Origin of the sequence: Collinsella sp. CLA-ER-H7 (assembly GCF_040092345.1) — a bacterium.
Lineage (GTDB): Bacteria > Actinomycetota > Coriobacteriia > Coriobacteriales > Coriobacteriaceae > Collinsella.
In genome coordinates this window covers 101,088-115,042 of sequence record NZ_JBBNLT010000001.1, presented here as the reverse complement: position 1 = coordinate 115,042, position 13,955 = coordinate 101,088, and the positions used below count along the sequence as shown (strand labels likewise).

General features: G+C 60.6%; 11 protein-coding genes and 1 riboswitch. Of the genes, 6 read left to right on the top strand and 5 right to left on the bottom strand.

Annotation, left to right across the window (positions count from 1 at the left end):
• Positions 1–63 precede the first annotated feature (63 nt).
• Positions 64–723, top strand: coding sequence for an SGNH/GDSL hydrolase family protein (locus AAAX75_RS00500; protein ID WP_349090777.1), 660 nt, complete (start codon positions 64–66; stop codon positions 721–723).
• A gap of 61 nt (positions 724–784) precedes the next feature.
• Here the strand turns inward: AAAX75_RS00500 and thiD are convergent, their stop codons facing one another.
• Together thiD and thiC are read right to left on the bottom strand one after the other, a co-directional pair.
• Entirely contained in the window at positions 785–1,615 is an 831-nt protein-coding gene (gene thiD / locus AAAX75_RS00495) for a bifunctional hydroxymethylpyrimidine kinase/phosphomethylpyrimidine kinase (RefSeq protein WP_349090776.1), read from the bottom strand.
• A gap of 182 nt (positions 1,616–1,797) precedes the next feature.
• On the bottom strand, positions 1,798–3,132 hold the full coding sequence (thiC, locus tag AAAX75_RS00490; RefSeq protein WP_349090775.1) for a phosphomethylpyrimidine synthase ThiC: 1,335 nt from the start codon (positions 3,130–3,132) through the stop codon (positions 1,798–1,800).
• Positions 3,125–3,240, bottom strand: a riboswitch (TPP riboswitch). (Overlaps the previous gene by 8 nt.)
• Positions 3,241–3,303: 63 nt before the next feature.
• Here thiC and AAAX75_RS00485 point away from each other — a divergent pair.
• Positions 3,304–3,819: a hypothetical protein gene (locus tag AAAX75_RS00485; protein ID WP_349090774.1), complete on the top strand. Its 516-nt coding sequence runs from the start codon at positions 3,304–3,306 to the stop codon at positions 3,817–3,819.
• Positions 3,820–3,842: 23 nt separating this feature from the next.
• Here the strand turns inward: AAAX75_RS00485 and AAAX75_RS00480 are convergent, their stop codons facing one another.
• Together AAAX75_RS00480 and AAAX75_RS00475 are read right to left on the bottom strand one after the other, a co-directional pair.
• Entirely contained in the window at positions 3,843–4,652 is an 810-nt protein-coding gene (locus tag AAAX75_RS00480; RefSeq protein ID WP_349090773.1) for a YaaA family protein, read from the bottom strand.
• 103 nt (positions 4,653–4,755) lie between these two features.
• Positions 4,756–6,153 carry an aminopeptidase gene (locus tag AAAX75_RS00475; protein ID WP_349090772.1) on the bottom strand — a complete coding sequence of 466 codons (1,398 nt, stop codon included), beginning with the start codon at positions 6,151–6,153 and terminating at the stop codon, positions 4,756–4,758.
• Between the two features lie 164 nt (positions 6,154–6,317).
• On the opposite strand from AAAX75_RS00475, the gene polA reads away from it, so the two are divergent.
• Complete coding sequence (gene polA / locus AAAX75_RS00470; protein ID WP_349090771.1) at positions 6,318–9,068, top strand: DNA polymerase I; 2,751 nt, start codon at positions 6,318–6,320, stop codon at positions 9,066–9,068.
• A gap of 275 nt (positions 9,069–9,343) precedes the next feature.
• On the opposite strand, the gene AAAX75_RS00465 is transcribed toward polA, so the two are convergent.
• Complete coding sequence (locus AAAX75_RS00465) at positions 9,344–10,171, bottom strand: HAD family hydrolase (RefSeq protein ID WP_349090770.1); 828 nt, start codon at positions 10,169–10,171, stop codon at positions 9,344–9,346.
• A gap of 554 nt (positions 10,172–10,725) precedes the next feature.
• Between AAAX75_RS00465 and AAAX75_RS00460 the strand changes: the two genes are divergently transcribed.
• The 3 genes from AAAX75_RS00460 (at position 10,726) to argH (ending at position 13,905) form a co-directional block, all read left to right on the top strand.
• Positions 10,726–11,952, top strand: coding sequence for an argininosuccinate synthase (locus AAAX75_RS00460; RefSeq protein WP_217107782.1), 1,227 nt, complete (start codon positions 10,726–10,728; stop codon positions 11,950–11,952).
• Between the two features lie 233 nt (positions 11,953–12,185).
• Entirely contained in the window at positions 12,186–12,356 is a 171-nt protein-coding gene (locus AAAX75_RS00455; RefSeq protein WP_158550218.1) for a hypothetical protein, read from the top strand.
• Positions 12,357–12,474: 118 nt separating this feature from the next.
• The gene (argH, locus tag AAAX75_RS00450) at positions 12,475–13,905 is read left to right on the top strand and encodes an argininosuccinate lyase (RefSeq protein WP_349090769.1); all 1,431 of its coding nucleotides are present in this window, start codon (positions 12,475–12,477) and stop codon (positions 13,903–13,905) included.
• The last annotated feature ends 50 nt before the right edge of the window (positions 13,906–13,955 follow it).

Sequence of the window (13,955 nt, the reverse complement as noted above, 5' to 3'; positions counted from 1 at the left end):
GTCGATCCGGCGGGAGAGACTGCTCCCGCCGACTTTTTCTTTTTACTAGAGGAAGGGCTTACGATGAAAAACGTTCTGTGCTTTGGCGACAGTAATACCTACGGCTATGATCCGGCAGGCATGCGCGACGGCACCGCGGTACGCTATGCGCACGATGTGCGCTGGTGCGGTGTGGCCCAGCGCGACCTGGGCGAGGGCTGGCACGTGATTGAGGAAGGCCTCAACGGCCGCACGACGGTACGCGACGACATGTGCCATCTGGACACTAATCTCAACGGCATCCGCGCGTTGCCGATGCTGCTCGAGGCTCATAAGCCGCTGGATGCGATCGTGATTATGCTGGGCACCAACGACTGCAAGACGGTCTTTAGCGTGGGAGCTGCCGATATCGCTGACGGTGCCATGGCGCTGATTCGCACCGTCCGTGCGTTTCCCTGGACCGAAGCCGCGCCCTGCCCGCGTATTCTGCTGATGGCGCCTATCAAGATTAAACCGCAGATCGCCGATGTGTACATGACCGACTTTGACGAGCGCTCCGTCGAGGCCTCGGAGCATTTTGCCGAATACTATGCGTATGCTGCTAAACAGTTTGGCTGCGACTTTTTGAATGCCGCTGATTTTGCCGAGCCGGGCGATATCGATTATCTGCACATGATGCCCGAAAGCCACGAGAGCCTGGGCCACGCCGTGGCAGCCAAGCTCCAAGAGATGCTTGGTGAGTAGCGCGACCCCAAGCCACCGCAAAGGGGACGGGCGCCTTTGCGGTGGCTTTGGACTGCGAATCTTAATACTGCCACATGTGGTTGACGGGGCCGGAGCCTTTGCCCATGTTCAGGCCGGCGGCCAGAGCGCCTGTCAGGTAGGCCTTGCCGGCGTTGACGGCATCGGCAAGATCCATGCCCTGGGCCAGCGCGCAGGCGATGGCGGATGAGAGCGTGCATCCGGTGCCGTGCGTGTTGTCGGTCTCGATGCGCTTGTGGCGGAACCACGTGGTGAGTGGATCTCCCAGATGGTTGCCCTCGTCATCGAGCGGTGCGGGCTCTGCTAGTACATCGTTGGCCTCGTTGACAAAATGCCCGCCCTTAACGAGGGACGCGCAGCCAAAGCGGCGGGTGAGGAGCATGGCGGCGTTTTGCTGCGTACGCTCGGAGTCGACCTCGTAGTCGAGCAGGGCCATGGCCTCGGGAATATTGGGCGTGATAACCGTCGCCAGCGGGAACAGACGGCGGGTGAGCGCCTCGGCGGCATCCTCGGCAATCAGCCGTGCGCCCGAGGTGGCTACCATGACGGGGTCGACTACCACGTTTGTCGCGTTCCAAGCGCTCAGGCGGTCAGCGATAACATCGATAATCTCGGCAGAGGAAACCATGCCAATCTTGACGGCGTTGGGGCGGATATCGTCAAAAACGGCATCGATCTGCGCCGCGACAATATCCGGGGAGATGTTCTGCACGGCGGTGACGCCCAGGGTGTTCTGTGCGGTGATGGCGGTGATGGCCGTCTCGGCATACAGGCGGTGCGCCGTGATGGTCTTGATGTCGGCCTGAATGCCGGCGCCACCGCTGGAATCGGATCCTGCGATGGATAGAACGGCAGGTACCTTACTGCGATCCATGTTCGCTCCCTTGTTCGGTCGGAATCAAATGGGTCTATAAGCCAGCATTATAAAGATGCCCGGGCCGACTCTATGTCGAACCCGGGCGGGCGATGCAATCTTTACGCAAATGCAAGCAAATGTTCACACGTCAACAATTGACAGGCACCGGCTCGCCGCCAGAAGCGGCCGCGGCGACAGGGCTAGTCCTCCATGCCAAGGTCGATCGTGGTGCCCTCGAAGATCTTGTTGACGGTTCGGACGGCGCACATCTTGCCACACATGGTGCAAGTGCCCTCGGTGGCGGCGGGGGACTCCTCGTAGCGCTTCTTGCCCGTAACCGGGTCGAGCGCGCACTTCCACATGGCGTCCCAGTCGAGCTTGCGGCGTGCCTGGCCCATCTTGTCGTCCATGTCGCGGGCGTGGGGCACCTTTTTGGCGATGTCGGCGGCGTGTGCGGCGATCTTGGTGGCCATGAGGCCGTCGAGCACATCCTGGGCGTTAGGCAGGCATAGGTGCTCGGCCGGTGTCACGTAGCACAGGAAGTCGGCACCGGAGCTGGCGGAGATGGCGCCGCCGATGGCGGCGGTGATGTGGTCGTAACCCACGCCGATATCGGTCACCAGCGGTCCGAGCACATAGAACGGGGCGTTGTGGCACAGGCGCTTCTGCAGTTTCATGTTGGCGGCGATCTCGTCGAGCGCCATGTGACCCGGGCCCTCGACCATGACCTGGACGCCGGCGGCCCAAGCGCGCTTGCACAGCTTGCCCAGCTCGATCATCTCAGCGGTCTCGGTGGCGTCGTTGGAGTCGTAGAGGCAGCCCGGGCGGCAGGAGTCGCCGAGCGAAATCGTCACGTCGTACTCGTGGCAAATCTCGAGCAACTCGTCGTAGAACTCATAGAACGGGTTCTCGTTACCGGTGACCTCCATCCAGCCAAACAGCAGTGAACCGCCGCGGCTCACGATGTTCATCAGGCGGCCGGTCTCCTTAAAAGTCTTGGTGACCGACTTGTTGATGCCGCAGTGGATGGTCATAAAGTCCACGCCGTCCTCGGCGTGCGCGCGCACGACCTCGAACAGGTCGTCCTTGGTGAGCTTGACCAGCGGCTTTTCCATGTAGCCGATGGCGTCGTACATGGGGACGGTGCCCACCATGAGCGGCGTCTCGTCGATGAGCTGCTGGCGGAACTGGCGCGTCTTGCCCGAGTTGGAGAGGTCCATGATGGCGTCGGCGCCGTAGTCCTCGGCGATCTTGACCTTCTTCCATTCCTCGGCGGCATCGGCCTTGTCGCCCGAGATGCCCAAGTTCACGTTGACCTTGGTGGACAGGCCTTCACCGACGCCAAAGGCGCGCATGCCTTTTTTGATGTGCACGATGTTGGCGGGAATGGCGATACGGCCGTCGGCTACGCGCTCGCGGATGTACTCGGGGTCGCGATGCTCGCGCTCGGCGACTTCCTTCATCTGCGGCGTGATCTGCCCGGCACGGGCGAAGTCGATTTGCGTGACGAGCTTGGGCTCGGTCTGTGTGCTCATTGGCACGGCTCCCTTCGTTGGCATTACCCATATCAGGTTTGCGGGTCAGGGCGGGCGCGCCCAGTCTCAGCCTGCCGTCTTGTACTGCAAGCTCCCCGTTTATGTAATGGGCTCAAGTATAGCCTGAATGGGTACGATTGGGCCAACGAGCGTGCCTGTGGGGAGGCGAACATGGAAGACAAGCATCTATATCGAGAGACGCAATGGGACGTATCGGCCGAGGAAAGCCGTGCGCACCATGGCCTTGTTGCGATTGGTTTTGCGGTGCTTGCCGTGCTGGTGATTGCCTTTTGTATTTGGACGTTCGGCGGTCCTGGCGGCGCCACCTGGGGGTTTGAAGCCGACGAGGGCCTGCCGATTATGACCATGAAAGTTTCTGGTGGCAACACGGTTGCCGCACCGGGCGACTATTGGTATCCGCGCGACGAGTTTGTGCAGCTGCAGCTGAGCGGCGGGTCTATTCCGGGCGAAGAAATCGAACGCGTGACGTTTGATGCGACGCTCAAAACGCTGACGGTGAAGCTCAAAGATCAAGAGGACGTGCCCACGACCATGGACATTGCGCTGACGGAATGGCGCTTGGAGCCCCCGGCGGGCGCTGCGGTATCCGAGGTGGAGCACGTTAAGATTACCTACCAAGATGGCTCGACGAGCGAGATTGCAAAGGCCGATGGCTTGGCGGAGTAACGGGGTGTTTGGAAACGGCGGGCCTATAGTGCCTGCGCGTTCATGAAAACCAGGGTGTTTTTGTCTGAAAGCTCAGGGATGTGCCGATAGCCGATGTTGAATGCGGTAAGTTCGCTTGCATCCTCGAGCTTGTTTTCTGCCATCCACCGCACCATGGAGCCGCGCGCCTTTTTGCTGGCGGTCGACCGTTGGATGGGCTTCCCGTTGCGGACACCCTCGCCAAAGAGGCATGTGACGGCCGTGGCGTCGCCCGCGAGGTGGGGCAGAACGGCTTTGGCATACTCTACGCTGGCGAGGTTGACGATCGTGGTGTTTGAGCCTGTCGGGGCGATAGCCCGCGCGAGCTTGTCGTTCCAAAACGCGTAGAGGTCTCGGGCATCGTCAACGGCGAGCTTCGCGCCCATTTCCAACCGATACGGTTTGACGGCATGGAAGGGACGAACGCACCCGTAGAGGCCGGAGAGGATCCATAGATGGTCTTGCAGCCATGTGAGCTGCGCGGAATCCATCACCTCGGGCGCCATGCTTTGGTACTGAATGCCGTGATAGGACATGATGGCAGGGGAGAGGTGACGGGCGAGTGCGGGATTGTCGAGATCGCCGCTTTTCAGGATGGGCCCGAACTCATGCAGGGTGTTGAGGCAAGGTCCCAGCAGTTTGTCACTCACGTTCCACAGCGCCTGCAGGCCGCCGCTGCCTTCATTCCGCTCGATATCTAGCAGTGCGCGGTGGAGGCGAGCCGTCTCGCGCACAAAGGGCGGGATGCCCAGGACTTCAAAAGCATCTTGGGCCGCGTGCATCTGCTTGGCGGGCGAAATGATGACCTGCAGCATGAACTCTCCTCTGCCAAAAAGGAAGTTGCGGTGGAATACGGTCTGTTTTGGCCGTTTATGGGCCAGTTTAGTCCGTATTTCACCGCAACTGATGAAGGGTTGGTTAGGCTCGCTCGATGAAGGCCTTGTAGCCGCGGTAGGCCTCGTAGATGTCGGCCTTGTTGGCGACCTCCCACAGGGCGTGCATGGACAGGACGGCAACGCCGGAGTCGATGACGTTCATGCCGTACTTGGCCATGATGTAGGCGATGGTGCCGCCGCCGCCCGCGTTGACGCGGCCGAGCTCGCAGGTCTGGAAGTCCACGCCTGCCTCGTCCATGATGTCGCGGACGAGGGCCACGTATTCGGCGTCGGCGTCGTTCGAGCCACCCTTGCCGCGGCTGCCCGTGTACTTGTTAAAGCACAGGCCGCGACCCATAAAGGCGGCGTTCTTGGTCTCGAACTTGCCGGCATAGCCCGGGTCGAAGCCGGCGGACACGTCGGAGGAGAGCATGCGGCTGCGGGCGAGTGCGCGGCGCAGGGCCAGCGGGCTATCCTCGCCGGCGAGCGTCATGATCTCGGCGACGGTGTTCTCGAAGAAGCGGCTCGTCATACCGGTGGCACCCACGGAGCCGATCTCCTCCTTGTCGACGATGAGCGTGATGCTCGTGCGCTCGACATTGGCCACATTGATCTGGGCGAGCATGGAGGGGTAAGCGCAGACGCGGTCGTCGTGACCATAGCCCAGAATCATGGAACGGTCGAGGCCCATGTCGCGGGCGGGGCCGGCGGGCACGACCTCGATCTCGGCGGAGAGGAAGTCCTCCTCCTCGACGCCGTACTGCTCCTTGAGGATGTCCAGGAACATCTGCTTGACGGGCTCCTTGGGAGCGTCCTTGTCGTCCTCGTCAAACTTGACGGGACGGCCGCCTACGATCACGTCGAGGATCTCGGCGTCGACGGCGTCCTTGGCGGGCTTGGCCATCTGCTCGCTCGAGAGATGGATCAGCAGGTCGGAGATGGTAAAGACCGGGTCGTCGGCCTTGTCGCCGATGTTGATGTCGACGGTGGTGCCGTCCTTTTTGCAGATGACGCCCACGAGTGCGAGCGGGGAGGCCACCCAGTGGTAGCTCTTGACGCCGCCGTAGTAGTGCGTGTCGAGATAAGCCATGTCGCCGGCCTCGAAGGCGGGGTTCTGCTTAAGGTCCAGGCGCGGCGAGTCCACGTGGGCGCCCAGGATGTTAAAGCCCTGCTCGAGCGGGGCGGTGCCCAGGTTGACGAGCATGAGGTCCTTGCCGTGATTGGCGGCGTACACCTTGTCGCCTGCCTTGAGCTCGCGGCCTTCGGCGATCACGGTCTCCAGGTCGACGTATCCCGCCTCCTCGGCCATCTTGATGCCGGTCTTGACGCACAGGCGCTCTGTCTTGTTCTCGCTCAAAAACTGCTTATAGCCGCGGCAAAGCTCCTCGAGCTCCTCGACTTGCTGTGGCGTGTACTTTTTCCATGCGCAGGGACGCTCCATGACGCAGGCTCCTTTCGGATCGATCGTGCTGGTTGATGTACCGTGAGCCATCGTATCACGCGCGGGCTCACGGTGGCAGGGGGCTGATGTGCGGTAGCCGCGGGGCGGGGAGCGTGTAAACTGGAGTGAGCAAACCGTGCCCAGCCCAAAGCGAGGTATTCAATATGTCTGACAAGCGCCGCACTTTTGCCGTTATCGACGGCAACTCGCTCATGCATCGCGCCTTCCACGCCGTGCCGCCGACCATGAACGCGCCGGACGGTCGTCCCACCAACGCGATTTTTGGCTTTCTGAACATGTTTCTTAAGATGATCGACGCCTTTAACCCCGACGGTGTTGTTGTGGCGTTTGATAAGGGCAAGCCGCGCGTGCGTATGGAGATGCTGCCGCAGTATAAGGCGCAGCGCCCGCCCATGGACCCCGATCTGCACGCGCAGTTTCCGATGATCAAGGAGCTGCTCGGTGCGCTCAACGTGCCGATTCTGCAGTCCGAGGGCTGGGAAGGCGACGATATCCTGGGAACCATGGCGCGCCTGGGCGAGCAGGCCGGCTGTGACATGCTGCTGGTGACCGGTGATCGCGACATGTATCAGCTTGTTACCGAGCACGTCAACGTGGTCTCGACCCGCAAGGGCCTGTCCGACGTGGCGATTATGACGCCCGAGAGCGTGGATGACCTGTATCACGGCATTACGCCGGCGCTCGTGCCCGACTTTTATGGTCTGAAGGGCGACACGTCCGACAACATCCCCGGCGTGCCGGGCATCGGTCCCAAAAAGGCGAGTGCGCTTATTGCGCAGTACGGTAGCCTGGACGAGGTCATCGCACATGCCGACGAGGTCAAGGGCAAGATGGGCGAGAACCTGCGTGCACACATCGACGATGCGCTGCTGAGCCGCAAGGTCGCAACCATTCGCACCGATGCGCCCGTCGAGCTCGATTTTGAGGCGACGTCCTTCCCGGCGTTTTCTGCCGACGAAGTGTCCGCGGCGCTGGGCACGCTTGGTATCACCGCCATGCAGAACCGTTTCTTGGCGCTGATCGGCGGCGAGGGCGGGGCTGCTGCTGCCTCCAGTGTGTTTGAGATACCTGCGATGGTTCGCGCAGCTGCCGGCGATGCCGACGCGCTTGGTGCCGTTGCGGCTGAGGTCTCCCGCGCGATTGGTGCCGGCGAGTGGGTCGCCGCCGTGGTGGACGACGACAAGGAAGAGGGCGCGCTCTTTGGACTGACGCGCACGCTGTGGTTGGCGACGTCCAAGGGCCTGTTCGCGCTCGAGGAGGGCGATGGCGGTACCACTGCCGTAGTCGATGGCTTCAACTTCGTCCACGGCGTGATCTCCGGCGTGCTCGCGCGCCTGTTTATGGAGGGCCGCGTGGCGAGCCCGGACATGAAGGCGCTGCTGCACGAGCTTTCGCCTATCGATTCCTCTGAGCCCGAGCTCATGGATCCGCTGTCTGCCGATTCCACGCGCATCTTCGATACCGTGGTTGCCGCTTACCTGCTGGACTCCGACCGCTCCGAGTTCGATGAGGCGTATCTGGCCGATACCTATCTGCAGATGGCGCTGCCTGCGGCGCGCGGTGCAGAGGGTGCCGGCGAGGACGCTCCGGCACCTGCCGCTCGCACGGCGGCCTTGACGCTGGCGCTCGTGGCGCCGTTGCGCGAGTGCATGGCCCGCGAGAACGCCGTCAACGTGTTCGATGGCATCGAGATGCCGCTCGTTCCGGTACTTGCCAAGATGGAGCGCGCGGGTATGCTCGTGGATCCCGACCGCCTGCGCAGTCTGTCCGAGGGCCTGGCGACCCAGATTACCGAGGTCGAGCGAAGCATTCGCGACCTTGCCGGTGACGAGACCTTTAACATCGGCAGCCCCATGCAGCTCTCGCACGTGCTGTTTGACGTTATGGGGCTTCCGACCAAGGGCCTCAAGAAGACTAAGCGCGGTTATTATTCGACCAACGCCAAGGTGCTGAGCGACCTTGCGCGTGACCACGAAATCGTGCGTCTGATCTTGGACTGGCGTGAGAAGTCTAAGATCAAGTCCACCTATCTGGACACGCTGGGCCCGCTGCGCCGTGGTGACGGTCGTGTGCACACTACGTACAACCAGACCATCACGGCAACGGGGCGTTTGTCCTCGAGCGACCCGAACCTGCAGAACATCCCGACGCGCTCGGAGCTGGGTCGTACCGTCAAGACGGCGTTTTCGGCAGGCGAGGGAAGCGTCTTTTTGGCGGTGGACTACTCGCAGATCGAGCTGCGTCTGCTGGCGCATCTCTCGGGTGACGAGCACTTGGTGCGCGCCTTTAACGAGGGCGAGGACTTCCATGCCGAGACGGCCGCGCGCGTATTTGGCGTGCCGGTGTCCGAGGTGACACCCGACCTGCGCAGCCGCGCCAAGGCCGTGAACTTTGGCATTGTGTACGGTCAGCAGGCCTACGGCCTGTCGCAGTCGCTGCATATCTCGATGGCCGAGGCGCGCGACATGATCGACCGCTACTACGAGGCCTACCCGGGCGTGCGTACGTTCCTCGACAACGTGGTGGCGCGCGCCAAGCAGATGGGCTACGCCGAGACCATGTATGGCCGCAGACGCCATATTCCGAAGCTCAAGGCCAAAAACCCGCAACTCCGCGGCTTTGGCGAGCGCACGGCCATGAACCACCCCATGCAGGGCACCGCGGCCGACATCATCAAGATCGCCATGGCCCGTGTGAGCCGCCGCCTGGAAGAAGAGGGCTTTGCCGCCCACATGATTCTGCAGGTACACGACGAACTGGACTTTGAGTGCCCCGTCGACGAAGTCGAGCGCCTAACCACCATGGTCCGCGACGTCATGGAACACGTAGTAGACCTCCGCGTCCCCCTAATCGCCGAAGCCAGCACCGGCATAACCTGGGCCGACGCCAAATAGGGAAGTGCCCACAACCCTAAAGTAACCAAACCAGAAGGGGGCTCCTTGCCAACAAGGAGCCCCCTTCGTTCAATTAAATTCAGTCTAAGTATCTAGACACTCAAGACGCCATCTAGGCGGCAAGCAAGTAAACCTAGGGCCTGGCCGGGCGGCACAGGTTAACTTTTCGTAGATTCCGCACGCAAAGAAAGCCACTTAATGTGGCTTTCGTCTTGCGCAGGACCTGACCGAGCGAAAAGTTATCCTGTGCCGCCCGGCCAGGCCCGATGGGACGGCTACCGGGCCGCCAAGATGGCGTCGATGAGCGTCAGTACGCCCCCGTCGTTGTTGCTCGGAATGCGCCACTTGGCGTGCGCGTTCATGTGCTCCTCGGCATTGTCCACGATAAAGCTGTGCCCGACGCGCTCCAGCATGGGGATATCGTTGTAGGTGTCGCCCACGGCGGCGGCATCGGCGATATCGATGCCGAGCTGCTCGCACAGGTGCGCGACGCCAGCGCCCTTGTCGACGCCCAGGTTCATAAAGTCGATCCACTCGCGGCCGGCATTGGTGACGTAGAGCTTGTCCGAGAACTCGGGGCTATAGCTCTCGCGGAATGCGGGCTCGGCATCATAGGCCGGGAAGAAGATCGAGATCTTGTTGGACTCGATATCAAGGCCCTCAAAGCTGTCGACGTAGTTGATTGTGTTGTAGTAGACGCTGATCTCATCGTGGTATTGATGGTCGCGGGCAAGCACGTAGAACTCGTCGAAGCAGCACAGAACTGGGACAGCGCGCGGATCCTCCGAGGCGCGGCTCAAGACCTGCTGGTACAGCTCCACGTCAATATTGCTCTTATAGATATAGCTGCCGCGATAGATCACGCACGCTCCGTTGTCGGGACAAAAGGCGAGGCGGTTCCTGATGCCCTCGAACATCTCCTCGAGCTTGGGGGCGGGACGTCCGCTGGCGGGGCAGAATACGATGCCGGCGTCGGCGAGCTTGTCCAGGCGTTCGTCGAGGCCTTGCGGTAGCACGCGCTCGTCGGTCAGCAGCGTCTTGTCCATGTCGACGGCGATGAGCTTAATGTTTCCGATATTGGCGTCCGATTCGTAAGTTTGCATAAAAGCGAGCCTTTCGTTTCGAGATTGTTTCAGACGTTATAACCATCAACTCGTAGTCGGCCGTATTTTCGCAGGAACGGAGCGTATTTGCACCACGCTTCACAAACTAATGAAAAAACTTTTCAGAAATTTGAATTTGTCACTTGCGCAGCGTGCACTTTATCGTAATATAGCGACCATCGAAAACGGAGACGGAAAAACAACCGCTTACCGAGGAAAAGGTACCGTTTACGATATTAGAATTGCGCCCGGCGATAGGTGAAAGGAGAGGCAGATGCAGTTCGTAAAGATCATCACCACTGCAGACAATGCCATCCGACGCCAGCGCGCAATTTCCCGACGACGATAACAATCGTCTCTGTCCGCATGGGGCGAATTGCCTCAACAGAGTCATTTTGAGGTCGTTGGGTTTTAGCACGACATTGCTGCATGTTTCTAGGGCATGTATGTGCTGATTTTTGCTATTTAACCTGATATTGCACGGTATATGACCTTGAAATGACTTGCAACTGACCGATGTTCTAACTAGCTACCAAGGGCGAAAGGAAACAGCCATGAGCAAGGAAAAAGTCGTTCTCGCATATTCCGGTGGTCTTGATACATCCGTATGTGTCAAGTGGCTCCAGGACGAGAAGAATCTCGATGTCGTTTGTGTCTGCGGCAACGTGGGCCAGGAAGAGACCGGACTGGATGCCAAGAAGCAGAAGGCGCTCGACCTGGGCGTTCTCGATTGCCAGGTGCTCGACCTGCGCGACGAGTTCTCTGATGAGTTCCTGACTAAGGCCATCGCCGCAAACTCCATGTACGAGAACAAGTATCCGCTGCTCTCCGCCCTGTCTCGCCCGCTGCTTGCCAAGAAGCTTGTTGAGGTCGCCCACGAGTTTGGCGCGACCTACGTCGCCCACGGCTGCACCGGCAAGGGTAACGACCAGGTCCGTTTTGAGGCCGCCGTCAAGGCCCTCGACCCCGAGCTCAAGGTTATCGCCCCGGTTCGCGAGTGGGACCTGAAGTGCCGTCCCGACGAGGTCGCCTATGCCCACGCCCACAACGTGCCGGTTCCCGAGGGTGCCAACGACAACCCCTACTCTATCGACGACAACCTGTGGGGTCGTGCCATTGAGTGCGGCCACCTGGAGGATCCCTGGAACGAGCCGCTCGACGACGCTTGGGTTATGACCAAGAACCCCGAGGACACGCCGGATACCCCGACCTACACCGAGATTGAGTTTGAGGCCGGCAAGCCCGTCGGCGTCGACGGCAAGAAGATGAAACTCTCCGAGATCGTCATCGCCCTCAACAAGATCTCCGGCGACAATGGCTTTGGCCGCCTCGATCTGGTCGAGGATCGTCTGGTGGGCCTCAAGAGCCGTGAGTGCTATGAGGTTCCCGGAGCCCTGACGCTCATCACCGCCCACAAGGCGCTCGAGGACATCTGCGTCGAGGGCGACCTGCTCAAGACCAAGATCAAGCTCGAGCAGGATTGGGCCACCGCCGTGTACAACGGCCAGTGGTACAGCCCGCTCAAAAACGCGCTCGATGCCTTTATGGCCGATACCCAGAAGTTCGTGACCGGCACTGTCCGTCTGAAGTTCTTTAAGGGCAACTGCCATGTCGTCGGCCGCAAGAGCCCCTTCAGCCTCTACGACTACGGCCTGGCCACCTACGATCGCGACACCACGTTTGACGAGAAGGCCAGCGCCGGCTTTATCGAGATCGATACGCTGTCGCTCAAGACGTGGGCAAAGGTCCAGGGCCCCAGCTCTGCTGCCGCCCAGGCCTAGCGTCTCCTTCCCTTGGTATCCGCGCGGCCCATCCGCGTGATACATAACGGGCGCACGGGGTCCCTACCTTTCGTTATGCTTGCTGACACTTCTTAACATCGGTGGCCCCTACGTTCCGCCCGCATATATGATGCCGCGTCTGCGGCTGAGTCCGAGCCCCGCCGGGGTTGTCCGGCGGGGCTCCTTCTATCAATTTGGCGGCTCTGCGCCTATATATATGAGGAGTATCCATTATGTTCAATGCTATCGCGCATGCTTTACTTGCCCTCGCGCCCGAGTTCGATGCCGCAAGGGTCGAGGACGTCCCTATGAGCCTGAAGGCCTGGATCGATGGTTCGCAGGGCAACATCCGGAGGGAGACGTTGGGCGCCAAGTGCATGGCGCGTCACTTCTTTGCAAATTAGCTACATGGCTCCGCACACGGTGGGGAATGTGTAAAACTAGCGGTTGAAAAATCGCTTTAGCGATATGGCGTATTGCTTTGGGCGCTTGTTTTGGTATTTGGAGAAAGGGGACGGTTCCATGGCTCTTTGGGGCGGTCGTTTTGAGGCGGGCGTGGCCGAGGTCACGCAGGAGTTTGGCGCGTCGCTGCCGGTCGACAAACATCTCTATAAACAGGATATCGCCGGCTCTAAGGCGCATGCCAAGATGCTGGCGACCCAAGGCATCATCAGTGCCGAGGACGAGCAGACGATTGCCGAGGGTCTGACCGGAATCGAACAGGATATCGATGCCGGCAGCTTCACCTTCGACATCAACGACGAGGACATTCATATGTCCATCGAGAGCGAGCTGACGCGTCGCATCGGCGAGGCTGGCAAGCGCTTGCATACCGGACGTTCGCGCAACGACCAGGTGGCGACCGACACGCGCCTGGGCGTCAAGGCGCTGGCCAAGGAGCTCATGGAGGCCAATCTAGAGCTGCGCCATGTGCTGGTGGATGCGGCTAAGAAGTACGACAAGGTGATTTTGCCGGGCTACACGCACATGCAGCACGCTCAGCCCGTGCTACTGTCGCATCATCTGCTGGCGTATTCCTGGATGTTCGCGCGCGACTTTACACGCCTGAAGGCCGCCTTTGATGCCGCCGACAACTGCCCGCTGGGTGCTGCCGCGCTTGCCGGTACGAGCTATCCGCTCGATCGTCAGATGACGGCTGCCGAACTTGGCTTTGCGGGCGTGATCCCCAATTCGCTCGATGCTGTTTCCGACCGTGATTTCCTGCTCGATCTGCATTACGCCGGTTCCGTCATGGCCATGCACCTGTCGCGTCTTTCCGAGGAGATTGTGCTGTGGTCGAGCTCCGAATTTGGTTTTATCACGCTTTCCGACTCGTACTCCACCGGCTCGTCCATCATGCCGCAGAAGAAGAATCCCGACTTTGCCGAGCTTATTCGCGGCAAGAGCGGCCGTGTGTATGGCAACCTGGTGCAGCTGCTCGTGACCATGAAGGGCCTGCCGCTTGCTTATAACAAGGACTTGCAGGAGGACAAGGAGGGCGCGCTCGATACCGCTCACACGCTCATGCAGTGCCTGTCCGTTATGGCCGGTATGATTTCGACCTGGACCGTCAACGAGGATGCCATGGCGCGCGAGTGCGGCGTGGGGCACCTTGCCGCCACCGATGTTGCCGATTACCTGGCTAAGCGTGGCCTGCCGTTCCGCGAGGCACATGCCGTGGTGGGCCATCTGGTCCTGATGTGCGAGAAGCGCGGCTGCAATCTTGAGGACCTGCCGTTTGAGGTGTTCCAGGAGGCAAGCCCGCTCTTTGAGCGCGACATTACCGAGGCGCTCGACATCCCGTCGATTGTCGCCGCGCGCACGACCGAGGGCGGTACCGCCCCTGCCGCCGTTGCCGTGCAGCTGCAGCGTGCCGAGGCACAGCTCGTGGCCGACGAAGGCGTGTTTGGATCGCTAACCAAGGTCGTCGAGATGGGTCACGGGGCAAAGTAGAGGTTTGGCTGAAGACGTATTGTCCATTTATTGATAAATCGTTTTCGCTT